Origin of the sequence: Klebsiella sp. MBT K-1 (assembly GCF_002556465.1) — a bacterium.
Classification (GTDB): Bacteria; Pseudomonadota; Gammaproteobacteria; order Enterobacterales; family Enterobacteriaceae; genus Klebsiella; species Klebsiella grimontii.
In genome coordinates this window covers 152,914-177,377 of sequence record NZ_PDEL01000007.1, presented here as the reverse complement: position 1 = coordinate 177,377, position 24,464 = coordinate 152,914, and the positions used below count along the sequence as shown (strand labels likewise).

At 56.8% G+C, this 24,464-nt stretch carries 24 protein-coding genes, 1 tRNA gene and 1 pseudogene; 8 read left to right on the top strand and 18 right to left on the bottom strand.

Translation table 11 applies throughout. The features are described from left to right. Positions 1 to 3: 3 nt before the first annotated feature. Both dhaL and dhaK read right to left on the bottom strand, forming a co-directional pair. Positions 4 to 636, bottom strand: coding sequence for a dihydroxyacetone kinase subunit DhaL (dhaL, locus tag CMQ96_RS12425; RefSeq protein ID WP_098066882.1), 633 nt, complete (start codon positions 634 to 636; stop codon positions 4 to 6). A 10-nt stretch (positions 637 to 646) separates the two neighbouring features. After that, positions 647 to 1,717 (bottom strand): dihydroxyacetone kinase subunit DhaK, encoded by a 1,071-nt coding sequence (gene dhaK, locus CMQ96_RS12420; protein WP_049089049.1) that lies wholly within the window; start codon positions 1,715 to 1,717, stop codon positions 647 to 649. A gap of 596 nt (positions 1,718 to 2,313) precedes the next feature. Between dhaK and CMQ96_RS12410 the strand changes: the two genes are divergently transcribed. From CMQ96_RS12410 to CMQ96_RS12400, 3 genes are all read left to right on the top strand, one after another. Continuing rightward, positions 2,314 to 3,411, top strand: coding sequence for a glycerol dehydrogenase (locus CMQ96_RS12410; protein ID WP_024358697.1), 1,098 nt, complete (start codon positions 2,314 to 2,316; stop codon positions 3,409 to 3,411). Between the two features lie 99 nt (positions 3,412 to 3,510). Further along, positions 3,511 to 5,430 carry a dihydroxyacetone kinase operon transcriptional regulator DhaR gene (gene dhaR, locus CMQ96_RS12405; RefSeq protein WP_170960560.1) on the top strand — a complete coding sequence of 640 codons (1,920 nt, stop codon included), beginning with the start codon at positions 3,511 to 3,513 and terminating at the stop codon, positions 5,428 to 5,430. Positions 5,431 to 5,567: 137 nt separating this feature from the next. Next, positions 5,568 to 5,891, top strand: coding sequence for a DUF1889 family protein (locus CMQ96_RS12400; protein ID WP_071830695.1), 324 nt, complete (start codon positions 5,568 to 5,570; stop codon positions 5,889 to 5,891). A gap of 85 nt (positions 5,892 to 5,976) precedes the next feature. On the opposite strand, the gene CMQ96_RS12395 is transcribed toward CMQ96_RS12400, so the two are convergent. Further along, a tRNA-Ile gene (locus CMQ96_RS12395) sits at positions 5,977 to 6,052 on the bottom strand. 124 nt (positions 6,053 to 6,176) lie between these two features. Between CMQ96_RS12395 and mug the strand changes: the two genes are divergently transcribed. After that, on the top strand, positions 6,177 to 6,683 hold the full coding sequence (gene mug / locus CMQ96_RS12390; protein ID WP_024358695.1) for a G/U mismatch-specific DNA glycosylase: 507 nt from the start codon (positions 6,177 to 6,179) through the stop codon (positions 6,681 to 6,683). Positions 6,684 to 6,723: 40 nt separating this feature from the next. Here mug and CMQ96_RS12385 read toward each other — a convergent pair whose 3' ends face one another. The 4 genes from CMQ96_RS12385 to rpsU all read right to left on the bottom strand — a co-directional run bounded on the left by CMQ96_RS12385 (position 6,724) and on the right by rpsU (position 11,941). Beyond that, complete coding sequence (locus CMQ96_RS12385; RefSeq protein ID WP_024358694.1) at positions 6,724 to 7,386, bottom strand: TetR/AcrR family transcriptional regulator; 663 nt, start codon at positions 7,384 to 7,386, stop codon at positions 6,724 to 6,726. 242 nt (positions 7,387 to 7,628) lie between these two features. Continuing rightward, complete coding sequence (gene rpoD, locus CMQ96_RS12380) at positions 7,629 to 9,473, bottom strand: RNA polymerase sigma factor RpoD (protein ID WP_004125383.1); 1,845 nt, start codon at positions 9,471 to 9,473, stop codon at positions 7,629 to 7,631. A gap of 273 nt (positions 9,474 to 9,746) precedes the next feature. Further along, entirely contained in the window at positions 9,747 to 11,492 is a 1,746-nt protein-coding gene (dnaG, locus tag CMQ96_RS12375) for a DNA primase (RefSeq protein WP_004872393.1), read from the bottom strand. Between the two features lie 233 nt (positions 11,493 to 11,725). Continuing rightward, a complete protein-coding gene (rpsU, locus tag CMQ96_RS12370; protein WP_001144069.1) occupies positions 11,726 to 11,941 on the bottom strand; it encodes a 30S ribosomal protein S21 in 216 nt (71 codons plus the stop codon). Positions 11,942 to 12,178: 237 nt separating this feature from the next. On the opposite strand from rpsU, the gene tsaD reads away from it, so the two are divergent. Continuing rightward, positions 12,179 to 13,192 carry a tRNA (adenosine(37)-N6)-threonylcarbamoyltransferase complex transferase subunit TsaD gene (gene tsaD / locus CMQ96_RS12360; protein WP_004872392.1) on the top strand — a complete coding sequence of 338 codons (1,014 nt, stop codon included), beginning with the start codon at positions 12,179 to 12,181 and terminating at the stop codon, positions 13,190 to 13,192. A gap of 47 nt (positions 13,193 to 13,239) precedes the next feature. On the opposite strand, the gene CMQ96_RS12355 is transcribed toward tsaD, so the two are convergent. From CMQ96_RS12355 to CMQ96_RS12320, 8 genes are all read right to left on the bottom strand, one after another. Beyond that, positions 13,240 to 14,847: a cytosine permease gene (locus tag CMQ96_RS12355; RefSeq protein ID WP_098066881.1), complete on the bottom strand. Its 1,608-nt coding sequence runs from the start codon at positions 14,845 to 14,847 to the stop codon at positions 13,240 to 13,242. A 151-nt stretch (positions 14,848 to 14,998) separates the two neighbouring features. After that, positions 14,999 to 15,616 carry an urease accessory protein UreG gene (gene ureG, locus CMQ96_RS12350; protein ID WP_004105899.1) on the bottom strand — a complete coding sequence of 206 codons (618 nt, stop codon included), beginning with the start codon at positions 15,614 to 15,616 and terminating at the stop codon, positions 14,999 to 15,001. Positions 15,617 to 15,624: 8 nt separating this feature from the next. Beyond that, on the bottom strand, positions 15,625 to 16,299 hold the full coding sequence (locus tag CMQ96_RS12345) for an urease accessory protein UreF (protein ID WP_024358692.1): 675 nt from the start codon (positions 16,297 to 16,299) through the stop codon (positions 15,625 to 15,627). Then, a complete protein-coding gene (gene ureE / locus CMQ96_RS12340; protein WP_004125362.1) occupies positions 16,300 to 16,770 on the bottom strand; it encodes an urease accessory protein UreE in 471 nt (156 codons plus the stop codon). Between the two features lie 9 nt (positions 16,771 to 16,779). Next, positions 16,780 to 18,483 carry an urease subunit alpha gene (gene ureC / locus CMQ96_RS12335; RefSeq protein WP_024358691.1) on the bottom strand — a complete coding sequence of 568 codons (1,704 nt, stop codon included), beginning with the start codon at positions 18,481 to 18,483 and terminating at the stop codon, positions 16,780 to 16,782. After that, positions 18,476 to 18,796 carry an urease subunit beta gene (locus CMQ96_RS12330; RefSeq protein WP_004135711.1) on the bottom strand — a complete coding sequence of 107 codons (321 nt, stop codon included), beginning with the start codon at positions 18,794 to 18,796 and terminating at the stop codon, positions 18,476 to 18,478. The genes ureC and CMQ96_RS12330 overlap by 8 nt, the downstream gene beginning before the upstream one ends. Before the next feature lie 9 nt (positions 18,797 to 18,805). After that, complete coding sequence (locus tag CMQ96_RS12325) at positions 18,806 to 19,108, bottom strand: urease subunit gamma (protein WP_004125356.1); 303 nt, start codon at positions 19,106 to 19,108, stop codon at positions 18,806 to 18,808. A gap of 9 nt (positions 19,109 to 19,117) precedes the next feature. After that, positions 19,118 to 19,942 carry an urease accessory protein UreD gene (locus tag CMQ96_RS12320; protein WP_004135715.1) on the bottom strand — a complete coding sequence of 275 codons (825 nt, stop codon included), beginning with the start codon at positions 19,940 to 19,942 and terminating at the stop codon, positions 19,118 to 19,120. Between CMQ96_RS12320 and CMQ96_RS28875 the strand changes: the two are divergent. Next, positions 19,932 to 20,015, top strand: a pseudogene (locus CMQ96_RS28875) (short-chain dehydrogenase); the annotation flags it as partial. The gene CMQ96_RS12320 and the pseudogene CMQ96_RS28875 overlap by 11 nt on opposite strands. Before the next feature lie 185 nt (positions 20,016 to 20,200). Here CMQ96_RS28875 and plsY read toward each other — a convergent pair. Continuing rightward, positions 20,201 to 20,821: a glycerol-3-phosphate 1-O-acyltransferase PlsY gene (gene plsY, locus CMQ96_RS12310; protein ID WP_004125351.1), complete on the bottom strand. Its 621-nt coding sequence runs from the start codon at positions 20,819 to 20,821 to the stop codon at positions 20,201 to 20,203. Between the two features lie 212 nt (positions 20,822 to 21,033). Between plsY and folB the strand changes: the two genes are divergently transcribed. After that, entirely contained in the window at positions 21,034 to 21,417 is a 384-nt protein-coding gene (folB, locus tag CMQ96_RS12305; RefSeq protein WP_004135716.1) for a bifunctional dihydroneopterin aldolase/7,8-dihydroneopterin epimerase, read from the top strand. A gap of 203 nt (positions 21,418 to 21,620) precedes the next feature. Next, positions 21,621 to 22,442 (top strand): undecaprenyl-diphosphate phosphatase, encoded by an 822-nt coding sequence (gene bacA / locus CMQ96_RS12300; RefSeq protein ID WP_004135718.1) that lies wholly within the window; start codon positions 21,621 to 21,623, stop codon positions 22,440 to 22,442. Positions 22,443 to 22,452: 10 nt separating this feature from the next. On the opposite strand, the gene CMQ96_RS12295 is transcribed toward bacA, so the two are convergent. Both CMQ96_RS12295 and CMQ96_RS12290 read right to left on the bottom strand, forming a co-directional pair. Then, on the bottom strand, positions 22,453 to 23,694 hold the full coding sequence (locus CMQ96_RS12295) for a multifunctional CCA addition/repair protein (RefSeq protein WP_024358688.1): 1,242 nt from the start codon (positions 23,692 to 23,694) through the stop codon (positions 22,453 to 22,455). A gap of 60 nt (positions 23,695 to 23,754) precedes the next feature. After that, positions 23,755 to 24,375, bottom strand: a complete 621-nt coding sequence (locus CMQ96_RS12290) for a TIGR04211 family SH3 domain-containing protein (protein ID WP_004125329.1) — start codon at positions 24,373 to 24,375, stop codon at positions 23,755 to 23,757. Positions 24,376 to 24,464 lie beyond the last annotated feature (89 nt).

Here is a 24,464-nt window from a genome sequence, read left to right as displayed (position 1 = left end):
TCCTTACTCTTTAGCTGCTACGGCCAGCATCTGAACCATAAACATCACCGAGGTTGCGCCAGGATCCTGATGCCCGATGCTGCGTTCGCCCAGATAGCTAGCCCGCCCTTTACGGGCCTGCATGGCGATGGTGGCGTTGACGGCGGCTTGCGCCTGTTCGCAGGCAGCATCAAGGGCGCTTGGTATCGACAGGTGCTGTTCGCTGGACTGGCGCAGCGATTCCACCACCGGCAGCCAGACGTCGCACATGGTTTTATCCCCGGGCTCGGCTTTGCCGCGATTCACCACCCCTTCCGCGCCTTCGCGGAAGGTCTGATAAAGCTCTTCCAGCGTCAGGCTCTGATGGGCCTGGGTCACCTGGGCGGCGCGAATAAAGAAGGTGCCGAACAGCGGGCCGCTGGCCCCGCCGACGTTGGAGAGCAGCGTCATACCGGTATTTTTAAGAATGAAACCAATGTCTTTATCGGCAATTGACGGCAGTTTTTCCACTACCTTGCTGAAACCACGATGCATATTCAGGCCGTGGTCGGCATCGCCGATTTCCCGGTCCAGACCGGTCAAAAAATCGCTCTCTTTCGTGAAGATATCGCCGCAGCGATAGAGCCAGTCTACGATTTGCGTTCTGCTTAATGACATGTCGTGCTCCTTATTTTCCCCAGTTCAGCGCCGGGGTGTGAACCGGGGCGTCCCATAATGCCAGCGTCTCGTCATCGGCTTTTAACAGGGTGATGGAAAAACCCACCATATCCAGAGAGGTACAGTAGCTGCCGATAAGATTGCGCTCGATAACGATGCCGGTTTCCTCGCAGCGCTGCGTCAGACGGTTATAGACGCCGTAGAGTTCGGACAGCGGCGTGGCGCCGAGGTTGTTGACCAGCGCGATAACCCGATCGCCTTTTTGCAGCGCCTGCTTGGTCTGCGCTACCTCCTGCCACGCGCCTTTCACGTTGTCCCAGTGGCGCAGCGTGCGGCTATAGGCGCCGTTTTCCAGCAGGGTATCGAACATTTCGTCAACGGTGCGATCGAGGGAGGTGAAGCGGCGGCGGTCGATGCCCGGTTCGCCGTGAATGCCGACGCCGAACTCCATCTCATCGTCCTGCAGTTCGAATGAGGGCTGCCCGGCGGCCGGCACGGTGCAGGCGCCGAGCGCGATGCCGATAGAGTGGCCGAGGTTGTTGAGCTTGCGCCCCAGTTCGGCGCAGGATTCCAGCGAGTCGCCGCGTTCGGCAGCCGCGCCTACCAGTTTTTCAATCAGGACGGTATTGGCCACTCCGCGCCGTCCGGCGGTGTAGAGGCTATCTTTCACCGCCACGTCGTCATCGACCACCACGGTGGTGACCTTAACGCCGCTTTCGTGCAGCAGCTCGGTGGCGGTTTCGAAGTTAAGAATATCGCCGGTGTAGTTTTTGATAATCAGCAGCACGCCTTCGCCGCCGTCGATGTTCATGGCGCACTCAAACATTTTATCCGGCGTCGGGGAGGTGAAAATTTCCCCCGGACAGGCCCCGGAAAGCATGCCCTGGCCAATATATCCGCAGTGCATCGGCTCGTGACCGCTGCCGCCGCCGGAGAGCAGCGCCACTTTTCCGGCCACCGGCGCATCGGCGCGGGTCACGTAGACCGGGTCCTGGTGCAGCCTCAGTTCAGGATGCGCTTTTGCCAGACCCGCCAGTTGTTCACTCAGGACATCTTCGACACGGTTAATCAGTTTTTTCATTGTTTATTCTCCGTCGGAGTTTCGATGCGGCCTCTCTGCTGATGGAGGCGGTCATCGTGTAGGGGTACCGCCTGACGAGGTGCGATATCGGGCGATGTAATGATTCTGGCTGAGTTAGCGGGAAAAAAAATTGTGATAAAAGGAGTTTCATTACGAAACGTAATTATTCATTTTTGTTCCGAAATGAAACGCTTTTGCGCGAGGAAATGAAAAAATGCGAGCTAAAGCGACTATTTCATCTCGCTTCACCTGGCTGCAAGGTCTGCGTAAAGAAATAAATTTGCCCGTTCTTGCCGCCCATGACGCTGAAAAACGCCGACGATCGTCCGGTTAGTGGCCTTCTTTTGCGTCGAAGGGGCGGATCGAGATCGCAATCCCACCGTTTCATGTGAATTCATGTTCCAATATGGAACAATAAAATTTATGTACTGTTTCATATTGGGACAAAAACCGGAAAGATTTTTTTGCCCGCGGCTCGCCCTACAGTGATGGCATCGCTCAGGTAGCGCTTTCGTTCCCGCCTTGAATACATGGCCGGACGAGGAAATACCGGGGCCCATCATGTCAAAACATGCACTTATTTGAGGGTGAACGGAATGCTAAAAGTTATTCAATCTCCAGCCAAATATCTCCAGGGACCAGATGCATCCACGCTGTTTGGGCAATACGCCAAAAACCTGGCGGACAGCTTTTTCGTGATTGCCGATGACTTCGTAATGAAGCTGGCGGGAGAGAAAGTGCTGGAAGGTTTGCACAGCCACAACATTAGCTGCCATGCGGAGCGTTTCAACGGCGAGTGCAGCCACGTTGAGATCAATCGCCTGATCGCCATTCTGAAGCAGCACGGCTGCCGCGGCGTGGTGGGTATCGGCGGCGGTAAGACGCTCGATACGGCGAAAGCCATCGGCTACTACCAGAAGCTGCCGGTGGTGGTGATCCCGACGATCGCCTCCACCGATGCGCCAACCAGCGCGCTGTCGGTTATCTACACCGAAGCCGGTGAGTTTGAAGAGTATCTGATCTACCCGAAAAACCCGGATATGGTGGTGATGGATACGGCGATTATCGCCAAAGCGCCGGTGCGCCTGCTGGTGGCCGGGATGGGCGATGCGCTTTCAACCTGGTTTGAAGCCAAGGCCTGCTACGACGCCAGAGCCACCAGCATGGCGGGCGGCCAGTCGACGGCGGCGGCGCTGAGCCTGGCGCGCCTGTGCTATGATACGCTGCTGGCGGAAGGCGAAAAAGCCCGCCTCGCCGCCCAGGCCGGGGTGGTGACCGATGCGCTGGAACGCATCGTTGAAGCGAATACCTACCTCAGCGGTATCGGCTTTGAAAGTAGCGGTCTGGCCGCCGCGCACGCCATTCACAACGGTTTCACCATCCTCGAAGAGTGTCACCATCTGTACCATGGCGAGAAAGTGGCCTTTGGTACCCTGGCGCAGCTGGTGCTGCAAAATAGCCCGATGGAAGAGATCGAAACGGTGCTGAACTTCTGCCATACCGTCGGCCTGCCGGTCACGCTGGCGCAAATGGGCGTTAAAGAGGGCATCGATGAGAAAATTCAGGCAGTCGCTAAAGCGACCTGCGCGGAAGGTGAAACCATTCATAATATGCCCTTCCCGGTCAGCGCGCAGAGCGTGCATGCGGCGATTCTGACCGCTGACCTGCTCGGACAGCAGTGGCTGGCGCGCTAATTTATCGTGGTCCAGCCCCGCCTCATTTAAACGATGGGGCGTTTTTCCCCCCCTCTTGCGGTAGCCGCCGGAGGGGTTGTCGTTTATGAAACAGCGGAAATGGATATGACTGCGCAGACTCAGAGCTTTCCTTTGGTGATAACCCAGTCATGGCATCGCTGCAGCAAGTTTATGCAGCGGGAAACCTGGCAGACGCCGCATCAGGCGCAGGGGCTGACCTTTGAATCGATTTGCCGGCGCAAGACCGCGCTGTTGACGATTGGTCAGGCGGCGCTGGAAGATGCCTGGGAGTTTATGGATAACCGCCCCTGCGCGCTGTTTATCCTTGATGAGTCCGCCTGTATTCTCAGCCGCTGCGGCGATCCGCAGACCCTCGACCAGCTGGCGGCGCTGGGATTTCGTGACGGCAGCTACTGCGCGGAAAGCATTATCGGCAGCTGCGCGCTCTCGCTGGCCTCAATGCTCGGGCAGCCGGTCAAAACGACGGGCGAGCAGCATTTTAAACATGCGCTGCACGGATGGTCGTTTAGCTCCACGCCGGTGTTTGATAACCACGGGCGCCTGTTCGGTTCCATTTCCCTGTGCTGCCTGACCGAAGAGCAGGCTTCGCCGGATCTCTCCCTGACCCTGGCTATCGCGCGGGAAGTCGGTAACTCGCTGCTGACCGACAGCCTGTTGTCAGAGTCGAATCGCCATCTTAATCAGATGTACGGTCTGCTGGAGAGTATGGATGACGGGGTGATGGCGTGGAATGAGCAGGGAGTTTTGCAGTTTCTTAACGTGCAGGCCGCGAGGCTGCTGCATCTTGATGCCCAGGCCAGCCAGGGGAAAAACATCAATGAACTGGTGACGCTCCCGGCCCTGCTGCGCCGGGCCATTAAGCACGCGCGCGGGCTGAACCATGTCGAAGTGACCTTTGAGAGCCAGCATCAGTTTGTCGACGCCGTGATTACGCTCAAGCCGATCGTCGAAGAGCAGGGCAACAGCTTTATTCTGCTGCTGCATCCGGTCGAGCAGATGCGCCAGCTGATGACCAGCCAGCTTGGCAAAGTGAGCCATACCTTTGAGCAGATGTCGGCGGACGACCCGGAAACCCGGCGGCTGATTCACTTTGGCCGCCAGGCGGCGCGCGGCGCTTTCCCGGTGCTGCTGTGCGGTGAAGAAGGGGTGGGTAAAGAGCTGCTCAGCCAGGCGATTCACAATGAGAGCGAGCGGGGCGGCGGGCCGTATATCGCGGTCAACTGCCAGCTGTATGCCGACAGCGTCCTGGGCCAGGATTTTATGGGCAGCGCGCCGACGGACGATGAAAACGGTCGCCTTAGCCGTCTTGAGCTGGCCAACGGCGGGACGCTGTTTCTGGAAAAAATTGAATATCTGGCGCCGGAGCTGCAGTCCGCGCTGCTGCAGGTGATCAAGCAGGGGGTATTAACCCGTCTGGACGCCCGTCGCTTGATCCCGGTGGACGTCAAAGTGATCGCCACCACTACCGTCGATCTTGCCAATCTGGTGGAGCAAAACCGCTTTAGCCGCCAGCTTTACTACGCGCTGCACTCTTTTGAAATCGTTATTCCCCCGCTGCGGGCGCGGCGCAACAGTATCCCCTCGCTGGTGCACAATCGCCTTAAGAGCCTGGAAAAACGCTTTTCCTCGCGGCTGAAGATGGATGACGATGCGCTGGCGCAGCTGGTGGCCTACTCCTGGCCGGGCAATGATTTTGAGCTGAATAGCGTTATCGAGAATATCGCCATTAGCAGCGATAACGGCCATATCCGTCTGAGTAATTTGCCGGAATATCTGTTTGCCGAGCGGCCGGGCGCCGACGCGGGGTCATCGCTGCTGCCCGCCAGCCTGACCTTTAGCGCCATTGAGAAAGAGGCGATTATCCACGCCGCCCGGGTGACCAGCGGTCGGGTACAGGAGATGGCGCAGCTGCTGAATATTGGCCGTACCACGCTGTGGCGAAAAATGAAGCACTACGATATCGATGCCGGTCAGTTTAAGCGCGGACGTATGGAGTAGTTTCCTGGTGACTGGTGCGGAATAGTCGAGTAGAAAAGCAGCACGCAAGCGTTTAGCTGCGGTCTGAATCAAAGAAAGGCAACGATCTCTTTGATATCCCGGCAAAGATGGGTCCATAGTGTAAGCATGTTCATTACGTGGTTAATTTTAAGGATAAGAGCATGCCAACAGCAATCGATAAAGCCCTGGATTTTATTGGTGGTATGAACACCTCGTTGTCGGTGCCGAATACTATGGATGAAAGTACCGCGAAGGGAATTTTGAAGTATTTACATGAACTAGGCGTACCGGCGAACCCTGCCGACGTTACGGCCCGGGGTGAAAAGGAGGGATGGGATGCCGGGTTCACGGAAAAAGTCGCCGGATGGGCGGACAAAATTGCCTCCGGTAAGCGGATCGTCATTAAAAACCCGGAATTCTTCACCGTCTATATGCGCGAACAGCTGCAGGCGCTGGTGTAACCTGACCTCATTTTAAGCGGCGGCGCCGGATGGTGCTGCATAATGCAAAAAGGGCTGACGATTTCTCGTCAGCCCTTGCTGTATCTGGTGGCCCCTGCTGGACTTGAACCAGCGACCAAGCGATTATGAGTCGCCTGCTCTAACCACTGAGCTAAGGGGCCGTGGCGAAGGATTATAAAGTAACTGTTCCCCGCAATCCAGCCTAAAACGCACGCCTGCTGTTTTTATAAACAACGCATTTTCAATCCTTTATAATGACCTTTTAGGTATTGAGCTGGGGAAAATATGATTAACGATATTCTGGCGCCGAACCTGAGGGTCGTCTTTTGCGGTATCAATCCGGGGAAGTCTTCCGCCCATACCGGTTTTCATTTCGCCCATCCGGGAAATCGCTTCTGGAAGGTGATTCACCAGGCCGGGTTTACCGACCGTCTGCTGAAGCCCGAGGAGGAACTTCAGCTGCTGGATACTCGCTGCGGGATCACCATGCTCGTCGAGCGCCCAACGGTGCAGGCCAGCGAGGTCGAGCTGCTGGAGCTCCGTGACGGTGGCCGGGAGCTGGTCAGAAAAATGGAAGAGTATCAGCCGTATGCGCTGGCGATCCTCGGTAAACAGGCCTTCGAGAAAGCGTTTCAGGTACGCGGCGTAAAATGGGGTAAACAGCAGGTGACCATAGGCGCGACGGAAGTATGGGTGTTGCCAAATCCCAGCGGGCTCAACCGGGCGACGCTGGATAAGCTGGTGGAGGCCTACCGGGAGCTTGACGAGGCGCTGGCAACGCGAGGGCTTTAAGGCACTGCGGACGACTCTGCGCTGGCTAAAGCCTGAGGCTTTAGCCAGCTTTTGCGTTATCGCTAATATTCCCTTTTTCTATCATTAATAGTACTGAGTTAAAAGCGAAGTCGAGAAAGGATTTACGGTCTTTTTCAAGGTGACGTAAAAGATAGGATTCTCTATGTGAGGATTTTTCTACGAGTCCGGTCAGGCAGAGCCAGAACAGCATCGTGACGTCCGCGGCGGGAGCATTCAGCGCGATCTCTTTTTTTTCGGCGGCGTCGGTAATTTGCGCGGCGATAATATGGTTTATCTGTTCACCAATCATAGAGATACTTTTCAACGCTTTATTGTTTTTAGTGATTTTTTCAGAACTCGCGATTTTGCCTGTAATAGCGGGAAAATAGGCAATGCTCGCTTCGTGGAGAGCGATCAGCGCATGGCATAGCTCGCGATAAAAGTCGCGAAATGAATTTTGCCGATTGGCTATTTTTAGCACCTCCTGATGGAAATGCTCCATTCCCTGAAGGATAAGATGATCCAGAATATCTTTTTTATTTTCAAAATAGGTATAAAGCGTTGTTTTGCTAAAACCCGTTTCATGGGCGATCACATCCATGGTGGTATTTTCTATTCCGCGACTGAGAAATAAGGTATTAGATGTGGTTAAAATAACCGTTCTATTAAAATCAGCCAGCTGAATTTTACGCTTGCTATTCATTCCATTTCCCTATGATTTATCTTCCGTTTTAGGCCCTACGGGCTATCCATAAACCCATAGTACAAACGTAAAACGGTGAGTCCAGTTGTTTATCTGCCTATAAAGAAGTAATTAAGAATATGGCCTGAATATATTTTTAAGGGTTTTATATTTTGGTTTTAATATTTCTTAAATAAATGATTACCGTTCAGGCATAAAAAAAGCCAGTCATTTGACTGGCTTTTTGCGGTACGCGGCGATAATTAATCGTCGAGGAAGCTACGCAGCACTTCAGAGCGGCTCGGATGACGCAGTTTACGCAGCGCCTTCGCTTCGATCTGACGGATACGTTCGCGGGTAACGTCGAACTGTTTACCCACTTCTTCCAGCGTGTGATCGGTATTCATGTCGATACCGAAGCGCATACGCAGGACTTTCGCTTCTCGGGCGGTCAGGCCAGCCAGAACGTCATGGGTGGCGGCGCGCAGGCTCTCGGTGGTGGCAGAGTCCAGCGGCAGCTCGAGGGTGTTATCCTCGATGAAATCTCCCAGATGCGAATCTTCATCGTCGCCAATCGGCGTTTCCATGGAGATCGGCTCTTTGGCGATTTTCAGCACCTTACGAATTTTATCTTCCGGCATCAGCATACGCTCGGCCAGCTCTTCCGGCGTCGGCTCGCGGCCCATCTCCTGCAGCATCTGGCGGGAAATACGGTTGAGCTTGTTGATCGTCTCAATCATATGCACCGGAATACGGATGGTGCGCGCCTGGTCTGCGATAGAGCGGGTGATCGCCTGACGGATCCACCAGGTTGCGTAGGTGGAAAACTTATAGCCGCGGCGGTATTCAAACTTATCAACCGCTTTCATCAGACCGATGTTGCCTTCCTGGATCAGGTCGAGGAACTGCAGACCGCGGTTGGTGTATTTCTTGGCGATCGAGATAACCAGACGCAGGTTCGCTTCAACCATCTCTTTCTTCGCACGGCGGGCTTTCGCTTCACCGATGGACATGCGACGGTTGATATCTTTTACCTGCTCAATGGTCAGGCCGGTCTCTTGCTCAATTTGCTGCAGCTTCATCAGGCCGCGCTGGACGTCTTCTTTTACGTCAAGCAGCTTCTCTGACCACGGCTTGTTCATGGCGATGGCCGCGTTGAACCAGGTTTCGCTGGTTTCGTTGCCGGTGAACAGAGTGATGAAGTTTTTCTTCGGCATTTTGCACTGTTCAACGCACAGCTTCATGATAATACGTTCTTGAGTACGAACGCGATCCATCATGACACGCATGCTGTTAACCAGGTAATCAAACTGCTTCGGCACCAGACGGAACTGTTTGAACACTTCAGACAGCTTGAGGATCTCTTCCTGCGCTGCGGCGTGGCTACGACCTTTCGCTTTGATGGTGTCGCGGGTCAGTTCGTACTGCGTACGCAGTTCGGCGAATTTCTCGCGCGCCAGCTCAGGGTCGATGCTGTTGTCGTCATCGCTGCTGTCGTCGTCTTCTTCTTCATCTTCGTCTTCGTCGTCATCCATCTCTTCCTGAGAGAGTTCAGAACCGACGTGAGTGGCGGTTGGCGCCAGATCTTCTTCAGCGTTCGGGTCGACAAAGCCGGTGATCAGATCGGACAGGCGCGCTTCTTCCGCTTCAACGCGATCGTACTGCTCCAGCAGATAGGTGATCGCTTCCGGGTATTCCGCAACCGAGCACTGGACCTGGTTAATCCCGTCTTCGATGCGTTTAGCGATGTCAATTTCGCCTTCGCGCGTCAGCAGTTCGACGGTACCCATTTCGCGCATGTACATACGCACCGGGTCGGTTGTGCGTCCGATTTCAGACTCAACGCTGGAGAGAACCTGCGCGGCAGCTTCTTCCGCATCTTCGTCGGTATTGTTGTTCGTTTCAGCAAGCAAGAGATCATCGGCATCCGGTGCTTCTTCCATCACCTGAATGCCCATGTCGTTGATCATTTGGATGATGTCTTCGATCTGGTCGGAGTCGACGATATCTTCCGGCAGATGGTCATTGACCTCGGCATAGGTCAGATAGCCTTGCTCCTTACCACGTTGGACAAGAAGCTTCAGCTGTGACTGCGGGTTTTGCTCCATAAGACGGTATCCACACTTAATTCGTTTGATTGGTGTAAGCAGGCGAACTGCCAACATTTAAAGCGAGGGCGTACTTATATTATTGCCGCTGCGCCTCGAGCGGCTGTCGGGGGCTTCCCGAACGATATTCGGCAGTTAAGCCGTTAAATACGTCATCCTTCAAGTTGTCTTAGCGTTAGCTGCGTTCCTTCATCCTGGTCATGGATTTATGTTTCCTTCCAGGAGTTCGTTCTCTTGCTGCCTTGATACAACTTGAATGATTTAATCTTTCGCTTATTTTTTGGCCAGTTCCTGGCTGATAGTCCAGAGCTCCCGGCGTTCTTCACTGCTTAAACCGTGCGTGCGGTCGCGAGCTATCAACTCTTCTTGCCGCAGTTCCAGCAGTGAATCAAACATATGGTTGAGCGAGTCGGTGAAGGTTTTTTCAGCAATATCCTTATCTGCTATATCGTCCCACATCGACAGTTTTTCAAGGGTTGCGGCTTCATTTGTGCCGCGATACTGCTCTAAAAGCAGTCCGGTAGTCAGGCCCGGCTGTGCTAAACAGGTTTTAACCAGTTCGTTGAACAAACCAAGCCCGGGCATTTTACGCGGGTCCAGCCCTTCGAGAGGCGGTACCAGCGGGGCCAGGTCCGGGTTTTGTACCAGTAGTCCTATCAGTATACGCATGGTCGTGCGTTTTAGCTGCGGAGCAGGGCGCTGGATGCCATTTTCAGACTGTTTTGGCATTAAACGTTCAAGCTGCGCATCGTCTAAAATCCCCAGCTTATTGCCTAACTCCTGACGCAGATAAATGCGCAGCGTTTCGCCCGGTACCTGAGTTATTAGCGGCAAGGCTAACGTACTCAGCTGCGCGCGTCCGTCCGGGGTGCTCAAATCCACCTGCGGTAGCAGGCTGTTGAACAAAAACGTGGAGAGCGGCTGAGCCTGCTCCATCCGCGCTTCAAATGCGGCTTTCCCCTCTTTGCGCACCAGCGTATCCGGATCTTCGCCATCCGGCAGAAACATAAAGCGTAGCTGACGCCCGTCGGTCATATACGGCAGCGCCGTTTCCAGCGCGCGCCAGGCGGCATCGCGGCCAGCCCGGTCGCCGTCGTAGCAGCAAACCACCTGATTGGTGACCCGGAACAACAGCTGAATATGGTCAGCGGTCGTCGACGTTCCTAACGACGCAACGGCATAGTTGATGCCGAATTGCGCCAGCGCCACCACGTCCATATAGCCTTCGACCACCAGCAGTCGGGACGGTTCAGCGTTGTCCTGCTGCGCTTCATAAAGACCGTACAGCTGGCGGCCTTTATGGAAAATATCGGTCTCCGGGGAGTTCAGGTACTTCGGCAGAGCATCACCCAGCACGCGACCACCAAAACCAATCACCCGGCCTCGCTTATCGCGGATGGGAAACATCACCCGTTCGCGGAAGCGGTCGTAACTGCGCCCCTGATCGTTCGTGACCAGCATGCCTGCATCAATCAGCGACTGGCGATTTTCTTGATTACCGCCAAAACGTTTTAAAACGTTGTCCCAGCCGGGAGGGGCGTAGCCAATCGCAAAGCGCGTAATGACCTCACTGCTTAAGCCGCGTTTTTCCAGATACTGGCGCGCGGGGTCGGCGGCGGGTTGCATCAGAGACTGTTGATAAAACGTGTTCAGACCATCCATCAGCTGATAAAGATTTTGCCGCTGATGGCGCTCAATCTGGCTGGGCCCGCTACCTGCTTCATACGGCACGTCAAGATTATGCATGGCGGCCAGCTCTTCGACGGTTTCCACGAACTCGAGCTTGTCGTAGTTCATCAGGAAGTCGATAGCGTTGCCGTGCGCACCGCAGCCAAAGCAGTGGTAAAACTGTTTTTCACCATTGACGGTGAAAGAGGGGGTTTTTTCGTTATGGAACGGACAGCACGCGTGATAATTCTTGCCCTGCTTTTTCAGCTTTACCCGGGCATCGATCAGATCGACGATGTCGGTGCGCGCCAGCAGGTCATTGATAAATACTCGTGGGATTCGTCCAGCCATATGCCCCGTTTTATACACTTGAGCCTTCAGATTGCCTCTGCGTTGGCTAAGTTCGTTCACCCCTGCCACTTACTTGAGTAAGCGCCGGGACTCACTCCCTTGCTGCCTGAGTGCATCCTGAATGATGTCGTGTATATGCTAATGCATAAACGAAAATAAGCCGCGCATTCCTTTCGGAAGCACGGCCTTACAACTACAACTCGGTCTGAATTGAGAGCTATGCTCCCAACAGATTAGTACAGACGAGTGCGGCGTGCGTTTTCGCGAGCCAGTTTCTTCGCGTGACGTTTCACTGCTGAAGCTTTAGCGCGTTTACGTTCGGTAGTCGGTTTTTCATAGAACTCACGACGACGAACTTCCGCCAGAACACCTGCTTTTTCGCATGAACGTTTGAAGCGACGCAGCGCTACGTCGAACGGCTCGTTTTCACGTACTTTAATTACCGGCATGTAACTCTCACCTTTGATAAATTCGGTTTGCCGCTGGCATCAGCGCCAGCTTATTTCAAAATGGTGCGGAATTTTACTGCAATTGCTGCTGCTTTGTAAAGCACCGACGCGATTTTTGAAAGGGACTTTTATAAGGACAGGGAGTATACACGAAGTGAACGCCAGGGGTGAGGAAAGTTTTACATCAACCCGCATTGGTCCTACACTGCGCGGTATTGAAACGAGGTAAAACTAGCCATGCGTGTACTGGGAATTGAAACATCCTGCGATGAAACCGGCATCGCCATTTATGACGACGAAAAAGGTCTGTTAGCCAACCAGCTGTATAGTCAGGTGAAATTGCACGCTGACTACGGCGGCGTGGTGCCTGAGCTGGCCTCGCGCGACCACGTGCGTAAAACTGTCCCCCTGATTCAGGCGGCGCTCAAGGAAGCCGGGCTGACGGCAAAGGATATTGATGCCGTTGCGTATACGGCGGGCCCGGGTCTGGTTGGCGCGCTGCTGGTCGGCGCCACGGTTGGCCGATCGCTGGCGTTCGCCTGGAACGTTCCGGCGATCCCGGTACACCATATGGAAGGGCACCTGCTGGCGCCGATGCTGGAAGATAATCCGCCGCAGTATCCTTTTGTCGCGCTGCTGGTTTCCGGCGGTCATACCCAGCTGATCAGCGTCACCGGCATTGGCCAGTACGAGCTGTTAGGCGAGTCTATTGACGACGCGGCGGGCGAAGCCTTCGATAAGACGGCTAAACTGCTGGGGCTGGATTATCCCGGCGGCCCGATGCTGTCGAAGATGGCTTCTCAGGGCACCGAAGGGCGCTTTGTCTTCCCGCGACCGATGACCGACCGCCCCGGACTGGATTTCAGCTTCTCTGGTCTGAAAACCTTTGCCGCGAACACCATCCGCAACAACGGCGATGACGACCAGACCCGCGCCGATATCGCCCGCGCGTTTGAAGACGCGGTCGTGGATACGCTGATGATTAAGTGCCGCCGCGCACTGGAGCAAACCGGCTTTAAACGGCTGGTGATGGCGGGGGGCGTCAGCGCTAACCGTACGCTGCGCGCGAAGCTGGCGGAAATGATGCAAAAGCGCGGCGGGGAAGTCTTCTATGCCCGTCCTGAATTTTGCACCGATAACGGCGCGATGATTGCCTATGCCGGGATGGTTCGTCTGCGCTCCGGGGCGAAAGCGGAGCTCGGCGTGACCGTTCGTCCGCGCTGGCCGCTGGCTGAACTCCCGGCGGCATAACGTCTGATGTTTCACAGGCCGACGTCCTGTCGGCCTGCCTTCCTGACTTATTCCATACTCTTACACAGCGAGCAAATCGCGCCCTGATGCTTGTGCGAATGCATTACGTCCGGACGTTCGTACTCCTCCCGGCAGCTCAGGCAGCGGTAAACGGTGGTCGACGCGTTGCCCTGCGCATCGTAGCGCGGCTCGGGGATCCCGTCATCGCGCTGTTTAATGTAATAGCGCCCGCGGGTGGCGATCCCCATGACCGGCGTCATTACGAAAGCCACCGCCAGCGCGATCAGCGGCGAGAACGGCGCCAGCGTTTCGCCCAACAGGCCGAAGAAGGCGCTAATCGACAGGCCTGCTGCGAGGGCAAAAGCCACCACGCCAACCGGGTTGACGTTATAGATCATCCCGCGACGATACTCCGGCTGCGCCGGGGCCAGCTTCAGCAGGCCTTTGTTGACGGTGATATCGGTGGCGACTACCACCACCCAGGCGATGGCAAAGTTGGAATAGAAGCCGAGGATCCACGCCAGAGCGCTGAACATGTCGCCTTCCATCAGGGCAAGGGCAATGGTCAGGTTGACGATGACGAAAATAATCCGCCCCGGGTAGCGCTTGGTGGTGCGCGTCCAGGCGCTGGTCCACGCCAGCGAGCCGGAATAGGCGTTGGTGACGTTAATTTTAATCTGCGAGATAACCACCAGTACCACCGCGAGGGTAAGCGCCAGCCAGCCGGGGACCAGGTTATCGAAGACGCTGACGAACTGCTGTACCGGCTCGGTGTTATGCACTGCCGGGAAGCGGGTCAGCAGATAGAAGCCGAGGAAAGCGCCGATAATCTGTTTAATCGCGCCTAACACGACCCAGCCCGGACCAGCGGAGAACACCGCCAGCCACCAGCTTTTGCTGTTTTCCGCGGTCTTCGGCGGCATAAAGCGCAGGTAGTCGATCTGCTCGCCAATCTGCATGATCAGCGACAGGCATACCCCCGCGCCGAGCATAATGGCGGTCAAGTCTACCGTTGCGGCGTTGTTTTTACCGGCGAAGTTCATAAACCCATCCACCAGATCCGGGTCTTTGGCGATAAGCCAGGCCACCGGAACCACCATCAGGACCAGCCACAGCGGCGTTGTCCAGACCTGAAGGCGAGTCAGCGCCTTCATGCCGTAGACCACCAGCGGCAATACCATCAGCGTGGCGATGAGGTAGCCCATCCACAGCGGGATCCCCAGGCCCACCAGCAGCCCCTGCGCCATGATCGAGCCTTCAAGCGCGAAGAAGATAAAGGTAAATCCGGCGAAGATAATGCTAGTGATCACCGAGCCAAAGTAGCCGAAACCGGCGCTGCGGGTGATCAGGTCGAGGTCGATGTTATAGCGCGCGGCGGTAATCGCCAGCGGGATACCGGTAAGAAAAATAACCAGCGCCGCCAGCAGGATCGCGTAAATCGCATTGGTGGTGCCCCACGCCATGCCGATGCTGGCACCGATAGAAAAGTCAGCCAGATAGGCGATGCCGCCTAAGGCGGTCACCGCCACAACCCCCGGTCCCCAGCGGCGAAAGCTCAGCGGAGCATAGCGAAGGGTATAATCTTCCAGCGTTTCTTTTGAGCCGGAGGCACTGGTTTGCGCAGGTAAATCAGTTTTTATATCCAGTGATGACATAGTCATTCCTTAATGGTTAGGCATGACTGGAATTAGCAAACCTTATGCCACATCGCAGGGCAGGCGCTATCAGGGCTTCATGAAGGGGATGGCTAAAGAGAGGGCAGGGCATGCACCATCCCGACACCTCTGCGCCGGGATGGTGCAGGGGTTACTTGCCGAGCATGCCTTTGTCTTCGATAAAGGCGATGATATTTTGCAGGCCGTCGCCGCTTTTCAAGTTGGTGAAGCTCCACGGGCGTTCGCCGCGCATGCGCAGGGTATCGCGCTCCATCACTTCCAGAGACGCGCCCACGTACGGTGCAAGATCGGTTTTGTTGATCACCAGGAAGTCGGATTTGGTGATCCCCGGTCCGCCTTTGCGCGGGATCTTTTCCCCTTCCGCCACGTCGATGACGTAGATGGTGAGATCCGCCAGCTCCGGGCTGAAGGTGGCGCTCAGGTTATCGCCGCCGCTTTCCACAAAGATGAGATCGAGATTGCCGAATTTCTCGCTCAGCGCTTCCACCGCGGCAAGGTTCATTGACGCGTCTTCCCGAATGGCGGTATGCGGGCAGCCGCCGGTTTCGACACCGACAATTCGTTCAGGCTCCAGGGCGCCGGCTTCGGTGAGAATGCGCTGATCTTCTTTGGTGTAGATATCGTTGGTCACCACCGCCAGCTGCCAGGTGTCGCGCATGGCTTTGCAGAGGGCTTCCAGCAGCGCCGTTTTTCCGGAGCCGACCGGGCCGCCGACGCCGACGCGCAGCGGTTGCTTAATCATGTTCATACCTTCTCCTAAGAACGGAATAATCGGGAATACTGGGTTTCGTGCCGGGCGGAAGCGATAGCCGCCAGCGGCGTCGCCGAACCGAGGGCGTCGTCCGGGGCGGCGAGGGCGCTGTCCATGTCCGCCGCGTAGCGGTCGCACAGGCGTAGAATCAACTGCTGGGCCGCCTGCTGGCCAAAGGGCACCAGCTTGACGCCCGCCATCACCGCGCTTTCAATCCAGCTATAGCCAAGGCTCAGGGCCAGGTCAGGAATGGCGATTTGCCAGCGTACGCCGAGCCACGCCATGCCGGTTAGCTGACTTTGCTGGCACAGCTTGCGCCACTCGGGCGGGCAGTCCGGCTGCCAGTCGGCCAGCAGCCGGGTGAAGGCCGCGCCGCGGTTGCGCTCTTCATCGCGCAGCTCGCGGGTTTCCCGGCAGGCGAGCAGGTAAGCGGTCCAGCGCCTGGCGCAGGCCAGATCGCCCGCTTCGCAGGCCCGGTAAAGCCGGGCGAACAGCGGCAGATCGACGGTAAAAAAGCTCTGCTCCATCTGCCGCAGCTGCCAGCGCTCAAAGGCGGCGGTATCCGCTACCCAGCCCGCTTCCACCGCCCACTCCAGCCCCTGGGACCAGCTGTAGCCGCCAACCGGGAGGCTGCTGCTGGCAAGCTGCATTAAGCGCAGACGTTTTTCCGGCGTCGGCATTTAGTGGCTGTGCTCATGATGGTGATGATGGTGATGGCCGTGTGATTCGCTGGCGTAGGCGCCGGCTTCCGGTTCAAACGGCAGATGCGCGAAATCCACGGCCAGACCAAACTGGCGCAGCATATCGTCCAGGACGTGATCGTGATGATAGCGCAGCTCGCCGGGCATAATTTGCAGCGGCACGTGGCGATTGCCAAGGTGATAGCAGGCCTTCGCCAGCACAAAGGGGTCATCGCAGCGTACGACCGAAACGGCTTCATCGGCGGCGATCACTTCGATGAACTCGCTGCCGTTTTCGTTGCTGAGAATATCGCCGCCGCGCAGCAGCAGGCCGCGCGGCAGCAGCAGGCCCGCCTGACGACCATCGTTAAGCGTGACTTTTATGCGGCTTTTTACCCGCACGTCAATCGGCAGGGTAACGCTGGCCGTGGCCTGCGCCGGGGTCTCCACCCGTTGGGTTAAATAAAGCATGTGCGCTCCTTAAAACAGGAAATAACGTTGCGCCATCGGTAGCACGTCCGCCGGTTCGCTGGTAATCAGTTCGCCGTCGATGCGCACCTCGTAGGTTTGCGAATCCACGGTAATATTGGGCAGCAGGCCGTTGTGGTGCATATCGGCTTTTTGTACCTCGCGGCAGCCTTTCACCACCGCCGTCGCGCTGTGCAGGTTCAGCCGTTCAGCGACGCCGTTTTCCGCCGCCGCCTGCGACAGGAAGGTCAAACGGCAGCGGTGACGGGCGCTGCCCAGCGCGCCGAACATCGGGCGATAGTGCACCGGCTGCGGCGTTGGGATAGAGGCGTTGATGTCGCCCATCGGCGCCATGGCGATCATGCCGCCTTTAACGATTGTCGCCGGTTTCACGCCGAAGAACGCCGGGGACCACAGCACCAGATCCGCCAGTTTACCGGCTTCAATCGAGCCGACTTCGTGGGCGATACCGTGGGTCAACGCCGGATTAATCGTGTATTTGGCGATATAGCGCTTTACGCGGAAGTTGTCGTTATCGCCGCTCTCTTCCGCCAGCGGGCCGCGCTGAACTTTCATCCGGTGCGCTACCTGCCAGGTACGTAACACCACTTCGCCGACGCGCCCCATCGCCTGCGAATCTGACGAGGTAAGGGAGAAGGCGCCGAGGTCGTGCAGGACGTCTTCCGCGGCGATGGTTTCCCGCCGAATGCGCGATTCGGCAAACGCCACGTCCTCGGCGATATCCGGATCGAGGTGATGGCAAACCATCAGCATATCCAGATGTTCGTCAATGGTGTTGACGGTATAGGGCAGCGTCGGGTTGGTCGACGACGGTAAAATATTGGGGTGCGCGCAGGCGGTAATAATATCCGGCGCATGGCCGCCGCCCGCGCCTTCGGTATGGAAAGTATGGATAGTGCGCCCGCCGATGGCCGCCAGGGTATCCTCAACGAATCCGGACTCATTGAGGGTGTCGCTGTGCAGCGCGACCTGCACGTCCATTTCGTCAGCCACGGTCAGCGCGCAGTCGATTGCCGCCGGGGTCGCGCCCCAGTCTTCGTGAATTTTCAGGCCGATAACCCCGGCCGCGACCTGCTCACGCAGCGCGTCGGGATTCGAGCCGTTGCCTTTACCCAGTAGGCCGATATTGACCGGCAGGCTGTCGGCGGCCTGCAGCATCCGCGAGATATACCACGGCCCTGGCGTACAGGTCGTGGCGTTGGTGCCCGCCGCCGGGCCGGTCCCGCCGCCGATCATGGTGGTGACGCCGGAGACCAGCGCCTCTTCCGCCTGCTGCGGGCAGATCCAGTGAATATGCGTATCGACGCCGCCGGCGGTGACGATCTTACCTTCCGCCGCAATAATTTCCGTGGCCGCGCCGATCGGGATCGTGACGTTGGGCTGAATATCCGGATTGCCGGCTTTGCCGATCGCGAAGATCCGTCCGTCTTTGACGCCAATATCGGCTTTGACGATCCCCCAGTAATCGACGATCAGGGCGTTGGTCAGCACCAGATCCACGCACCCGGCGGAAAGCATCTGTCCCTGCCCCATTCCGTCGCGGATCACTTTACCGCCGCCAAATTTGACCTCTTCGCCGTAGGTGGTCAAATCATCTTCGACCTCGATCCATAGCTCGGTGTCGGCCAGGCGAACTTTATCGCCGGTGGTAGGGCCGAACATGTCGGCATAGGCCTGACGTGAAATTTCACTCATCGTTTGCCTCCAGCGCGCCCATCACCTCGCCGCGAAAACCGTACACCGCACGGGTTCCGGCCAGCGCCACCAGCTCCACCTCGCGTTTTTGACCCGGCTCGAAGCGCACTGCGGTGCCGGCAGCGATATTCAGCCGATAGCCGGTCGCCTGCTGGCGATCGAACTTCAGCGCCGGGTTGACCTCGGCGAAGTGGTAATGCGAGCCGACCTGAATCGGCCGGTCGCCGTGATTTTCAACAATAATGCTGCAGGTTGCGCGGCCAGCGTTGAGGGCTATCTGTCCGGGCTTTATCTGATATTCTCCAGGGATCATCACGCTACCTCAGATTATCGGATTATGAACGGTGACCAGCTTCGAGCCGTCCGGGAAGGTGGCTTCGACCTGGATATCGGGGATCATTTCCGGCACGCCTTCCATGACCTGGTCACGGCTCAGGACGTGGCGTCCCTCTTCCATCAGCTCGGCGACGCTTTTGCCATCGCGCGCGCCTTCCATAATAAAGGCGCTAATCAGGGCCACGGATTCGGGATAGTTGAGCTTCAGGCCGCGGGCCAGGCGACGCTCCGCCACCAGTGCGGCGGTAAACAGCAACAGCTTGTCTTTTTCTCTGGGTGTCAGTTCCATAGCGTTCTCTTAAGTCAGCCAGATTCGGGGAAGTACCGGAGATTTGCCGGTCAGATGCGGGCGCATGAATTGCCAGATATCGCGCATCGCCCGCTGGCAAAGCAGATTATCATCGCTTAAAAAACGTACCGTTAGCAGGCCGTCGGTGAGCGTAGCGCCGGCGTAATTTGCCAGCGGCGTAAGCTTTTCGCGTACGCCTTCCAGCAGCGTTTCGTTCGCCGGGTAGAACAGCATCGTTCCCACCCACGGCTGCTGCGCGACGCAGGCCAGCTGTCCATCGGCCAGGCTCAGGCGCTCAATCAGCAGCGGAGAGCCGTCGACCCACACTTCCAGCCGATTGGCGAGCGCGCCGTGGCTAAAAGCTTCGCCGATAACCGGTCGGCCAAGGCACAGCAGGTCCCAGGCCAGCAGCGTGCTGGAGGCGGCGAGATGAAAGGCGGTAGACAAAGCGGCGTTGGCGCCGGGAAAGAAGATCGCGTCCTGCGGCAGCCACTCGAGCGTCGAGTTTTCGGCCAGCGTCAGGGTTTGCTGAAGCCGCGCCTGCGCGCCGCTGCTGCGATAAAACTTGCTGGCGCCGGGCATGGTGATCAGGGTATGGCAATCGGCATCAATGGTCGCGCTAATGGTGAGCTCATCGCCGCCGACGATGCCGCCGGGCGGATGAAGCAGATAGAGGTGGCAGGTCTCTGCTTCGGGATAAAACGGGCGCTGAACGGTGAGGGGACCGACATGGCGACGGGAGGCGAGCGTGGTTTTCCCGCCGAGAAATTGAAACTGGAGGTCCAGCGTGGCCTGCCAGCCTTTTTTATTCTGTGCTAACACGGTGCCGTGCAATGTCGCGCCCCTGCAAAATCAAGATAAAACAGCAGCGAAGAGTATTGATCGGGGGGCAATCATCCCGATCATATGAAAAGCTTATGCCCGTCATACTTCGAGCCGCAGCGGCGTTGGCTACGGGCTACTCGGCCCATCCATGGGCCTCGCCCTGGCGGGCCGTCGCAAGCGACGTTCAAATCTGCTCCCGGCAGATTTGTCGCTCGCCCGAATCACTGACTGGAGTAAGCTCATTGCCGCCTTGCGGCGAAGCAAAGGTTATTTCTGCTCCGGCGCTTTTTTCTTCTTTTTGAAACGAGACCAGATTCGGGTTTCCTGACGACGCCACAAACGCTGAATGTTGTCATGATGGCGCAGCAGGATCAGGCACGACAGCATCGAAACGGGGAAAGTGTACTGCGGTTTGAACCACCAGACATAGAAGGGCGCAATCAGCGCGCTCACGATGGCCCCAAGAGAGGAGTAGCCGCTGAGCAGAATCGTCAGCAGCCAGGTTCCGGCCATTACGCCGGTAAGATCCCAGCCGATTGGGGCAATGGCGCCGAAGGCGGTCGCCACGCCTTTACCACCGCGGAAGTTAAAAAATACCGGCCAGATATGGCCCACGCAGGCGGCAATCGCCACCAGACCGAGCCAGAACGGGGTCAGGCCTAGCGCCCACGCGCCCCAGACCGGCAGCATGCCTTTCAGCACATCAAAAATCAGTACCGCTACGGCTGCGCCTTTGCCGCCAATTCGCAGGACGTTCGTCGCCCCAGGATTGCCGGAGCCGCTGTCGCGAGGGTCAGGAAGGCCAGCGAGGCGGCAAACGAGAATGGCGCTGGAGATTGAGCCGCAGAGGTAGGCGAGGATAACCAGTCCAGGCGCGATTGCACTCATCAGCTGTTCCATTTAGAAAGAGTTGGTTTATCCCCAGCGCTGTCGGCGCGTTGGCCCGCCCGGACGCATCGCAACGCCGTGCGCCTGGAGCCTTGCCGCGTCGCGGTCTTACTGCAACGCAAATTATTTAGGGGATGTCTTTGCATCTGTGGATAATACGCATAATTGGTCAGAAGTGGTATCCGGTTTAGTCAAAAAGCAGGCGGGTCGTGATGGATATTGTATTTATAGAGCAACTTTCGGTAATCACCACAATTGGTGTTTACGACTGGGAACAAACCATCGAACAGAAGCTGGTGTTCGATATCGAAATGGCGTGGGATAACCGCAAAGCGGCGGCCAGCGATGATGTCAGCGATTGCCTCAGCTATGCTGATATCAGCGAGCTGGTGATCAACCACGTTGAGGGAGCGCGCTTTGCGCTGGTGGAGCGCGTGGCGGAAGAGATCGCCGACCTGCTGCTGGAAAAGTTTCAATCGCCATGGGTACGTATTAAAGTCAGCAAGCCCGGCGCGGTAGCGCGAGCGGCCAACGTTGGCGTCATTATTGAACGTGGCCTTAATCTGAAACAAAACTTTTCAGGTCATACTCGTTAAACAAAGCGTGTTTATACCGGTCATAGAATCCGGCTATCAGGCTATGCTATTTGCCGTTTTGTTCCTGAACAGCGCTCGAAATCCTTGCGTACAACCTGTACGCTCAGTTTTCTGCGCGCTGTCTGTGGCCAAATAAGCACGCCTGATAGCTCGGTTCTTCGTTCCTGGTTTTTTTCATTTTACTTTTTAAAGGGTTTAATTGGATGAGCGATATACACTCGCTGCTGATAGCGGCAATATTGGGTGTGGTTGAGGGTTTGACAGAGTTTTTACCTGTCTCCAGTACTGGTCATATGATTATTGTCGGTCATCTGCTGGGTTTTGAAGGCGATACCGCAAATACTTTTGAAGTAGTGATTCAGCTTGGTTCCATTCTGGCCGTTGTGGTGATGTTCTGGCGCCGTCTGTTTGGCCTTATCGGCATTCATTTTGGTAAAAAGCCCGAACATGAAGGCCAGGGCAGCGGTCGCCTGTCGCTTATTCATATTCTCTTGGGGATGGTCCCGGCGGTGGTGCTGGGGCTAATTTTCCACGATACCATCAAGTCGCTGTTTAACCCGATTAACGTGATGTATGCGCTGATTGTGGGCGGCGTGCTGCTGATCGCGGCGGAAGTGCTGAAGCCAAAACAGCCGCGCGCGGTGGGCATTGATGATATGACCTATCGTCAGGCGTTCGTCATCGGCTGCTTCCAGTGTCTGGCGCTATGGCCGGGCTTCTCGCGTTCCGGAGCGACGATTTCCGGCGGGATGCTGATGGGTGTAAGCCGCTATGCGGCCTCTGAGTTCTCGTTCCTGCTGGCGGTGCCGATGATGATGGGCGCAACCGTACTGGATATGTACAAGAGCATTGGGTTCCTCAACGCCAGCGATATTCCGATGTTTGCCGTCGGTTTTGTCACGGCGTTTATCGTTGCGCTGATTGCGATTAAAACCTTCCTGCAGCTGATTAAACGTATTTCGTTTATCCCGTTCGCCATTTACCGCTTTATCGTCGCGGCAGCGGTCTACGTGGTCTTCTTCTAAGCGCCCGCCCTCAGTCGCGCGGCTGAGGGCAACGCTTTTCTTTCCAGCGGGCGACGGCCTGAATTCGCCGACGCGTTAGCTCTTCACGAATCTCAACGCCCTGAAAACCTTCCGCCAACACCTCTTTTGTTGAAACCGACCGGGCAACTTCCCAGGCTTCCAGCAGCAGGCGTCCCTGCGGATAATCGCAGGCTTCAAAGCCGGTGCGCCCGCGCACGTCGGCCTCGCTGGTTAAGGCGATTTGCCTGACACGATGCGGCTTGCGCCAGGCGTCGATATTATCGAACAGCTTGACCAGCGTTTTCGGCTGCAGGATGGGGAGCGTATGAATCAGATCGTGAAATTCGGCGACCAGCTTAGCCAGGTCGCGAATGTCGTTCGGTACTCGCAGACGGGCGCAGAGCTGCTCGACCAGCTTAACCCCCGCCGGGCCGTGACCATGATGGCGGGGCCAGAGCGCTTTCGGCGTTAGCCCTTTCCCCAGGTCGTGGCATAGCGTGGCAAAACGGACATCCACTTCCGGAGAGAGCATCGCCGCCATGGTGACGGTCATCAGCGTGTGCAGACCAGTGTCGATTTCCGGGTGCCATTTCGCCGGAGCAGGTACGCCATAAAGGGCGTCGACTTCCGGGAACAGCACCTTGAGCGCCCGGCAGTCGCGTAGTGTCTGGAAGAAGACCTGCGGGTTGCGGGTGGCAAGGGCGCTTTCCGTCTCTTTCCACACCCGCTCAGGCGTGAGGTGCGCCAGCTCGCCGGCATCGGCCATCGCGCGCATCAGCGCCATGGTTTCATCGGCGATGCGGAACCCCAGGTGCGCGTAGCGGGCGGCAAAGCGCGCCACGCGCAGGACGCGTAGCGGATCCTCGCTAAAAGCGGGCGAGACGTGGCGCAACAGGCGCTGGCGTAAGTCAGTCTGGCCGCCGTAGGGATCGATAATCTGGCCGTCGGCGTCCTGGGCCAGCGCATTGATCGTCAGATCGCGGCGCAGCAGATCTTGTTCAAGGGTAACGTCGGCTGCGGCATAGCAGGTAAAGCCGGTGTAACCGGAACCTGACTTGCGCTCGGTACGCGCCAGGGCATACTCTTCGCGGCTTTGCGGATGAAGGAACACGGGAAAATCACGGCCTACCTGCTGGTAGCCCGCGTCGAGAAGTTGCTGAGGAGTGGCGCCAACCACGACCCAATCTTTGTCTTTAACCGGTAGCCTTAATAACGCATCTCGTACTGCACCACCGACCAGATAAACCTTCACGCCTTACTCTCCCGTCTTCATTTTCTTACGATGATACGTAAGTCTGGCAGAGAAGACGAATTAGTTCATCCAACGGTCTTTGCGTTTGCGGCTCGGTACCAGGTGCGGCAACACCAGTCCGAGGATCAGGCCGACGCCCAGCACGCCGCCGCCGTACATAAACCACTGCATGATAATGGTGCGCTGTTTGTCATCAAGCTGCAGATTCGCGGCGTTTACCTTTTTCTGCGCGACAACCAGCTCATTTTTCAGCTTTTGGTTCTCTTCTTTCAGGCCGTTGATAACGGCGTCGCTACCGGCGACTTTCTTCTGCATGTCCGCCGTGCGCTGGTTCCAGGTGGTGTCGATATTGTTCAGTTTGTCGGTCAGGGTTTTGACCTGGTTTTCCAGATCCGGCACGCGGGTGCGCAGGCTGGGCTCGTTGCTCAGCTCTTTCAGGGGGATCCAGGCTGTACGGCCGCTGCCGTCGCGTACCTGAGCATAGTTCGTGCTGTCGTTGGTTTGCAGCACCGCGACTTCCTCACCGGCGTTGATGGTGCCCACGAGACGATAGTTATCGCCCGGACCGCTGCGCACCCAGGTATTCAGTTCATCTGAAACGTAACGTTTTTCTTCCGCGTGAACCGCCGTGGCGGCGCTCAGCGCCAGCAAAGTCAATGTAATAAGGCGTAATTTAGGCATCAGGTCATCGTTTGGTCATAAAAAGTTGAACGATAGTAGTGGCATCGCCGAAGCGACGCAAAGTTTTCCGCCACAATCGGAATCATCCA

Coding starts and splice junctions, on each gene's coding strand:
- plsY (WP_004125351.1), bottom strand. CDS start 20,821: ATGAGTGCAATCGCGCCTGGACTGGTTATCCTCGCCTACCTCTGCGGC.
- tsaD (WP_004872392.1), top strand. CDS start 12,179: ATGCGTGTACTGGGAATTGAAACATCCTGCGATGAAACCGGCATCGCC.
- dhaR (WP_170960560.1), top strand. CDS start 3,511: ATGGATATGACTGCGCAGACTCAGAGCTTTCCTTTGGTGATAACCCAG.
- CMQ96_RS12345 (WP_024358692.1), bottom strand. CDS start 16,299: ATGCCGACGCCGGAAAAACGTCTGCGCTTAATGCAGCTTGCCAGCAGC.
- CMQ96_RS12410 (WP_024358697.1), top strand. CDS start 2,314: ATGCTAAAAGTTATTCAATCTCCAGCCAAATATCTCCAGGGACCAGAT.
- CMQ96_RS12330 (WP_004135711.1), bottom strand. CDS start 18,796: ATGATCCCTGGAGAATATCAGATAAAGCCCGGACAGATAGCCCTCAAC.
- dnaG (WP_004872393.1), bottom strand. CDS start 11,492: ATGGCTGGACGAATCCCACGAGTATTTATCAATGACCTGCTGGCGCGC.
- CMQ96_RS12355 (WP_098066881.1), bottom strand. CDS start 14,847: ATGTCATCACTGGATATAAAAACTGATTTACCTGCGCAAACCAGTGCC.
- folB (WP_004135716.1), top strand. CDS start 21,034: ATGGATATTGTATTTATAGAGCAACTTTCGGTAATCACCACAATTGGT.
- CMQ96_RS12325 (WP_004125356.1), bottom strand. CDS start 19,108: ATGGAACTGACACCCAGAGAAAAAGACAAGCTGTTGCTGTTTACCGCC.
- rpoD (WP_004125383.1), bottom strand. CDS start 9,473: ATGGAGCAAAACCCGCAGTCACAGCTGAAGCTTCTTGTCCAACGTGGT.
- ureC (WP_024358691.1), bottom strand. CDS start 18,483: ATGAGTGAAATTTCACGTCAGGCCTATGCCGACATGTTCGGCCCTACC.
- bacA (WP_004135718.1), top strand. CDS start 21,621: ATGAGCGATATACACTCGCTGCTGATAGCGGCAATATTGGGTGTGGTT.
- rpsU (WP_001144069.1), bottom strand. CDS start 11,941: ATGCCGGTAATTAAAGTACGTGAAAACGAGCCGTTCGACGTAGCGCTG.
- CMQ96_RS12290 (WP_004125329.1), bottom strand. CDS start 24,375: ATGCCTAAATTACGCCTTATTACATTGACTTTGCTGGCGCTGAGCGCC.
- ureG (WP_004105899.1), bottom strand. CDS start 15,616: ATGAACATGATTAAGCAACCGCTGCGCGTCGGCGTCGGCGGCCCGGTC.
- dhaK (WP_049089049.1), bottom strand. CDS start 1,717: ATGAAAAAACTGATTAACCGTGTCGAAGATGTCCTGAGTGAACAACTG.
- mug (WP_024358695.1), top strand. CDS start 6,177: ATGATTAACGATATTCTGGCGCCGAACCTGAGGGTCGTCTTTTGCGGT.
- dhaL (WP_098066882.1), bottom strand. CDS start 636: ATGTCATTAAGCAGAACGCAAATCGTAGACTGGCTCTATCGCTGCGGC.
- CMQ96_RS12385 (WP_024358694.1), bottom strand. CDS start 7,386: ATGAATAGCAAGCGTAAAATTCAGCTGGCTGATTTTAATAGAACGGTT.
- ureE (WP_004125362.1), bottom strand. CDS start 16,770: ATGCTTTATTTAACCCAACGGGTGGAGACCCCGGCGCAGGCCACGGCC.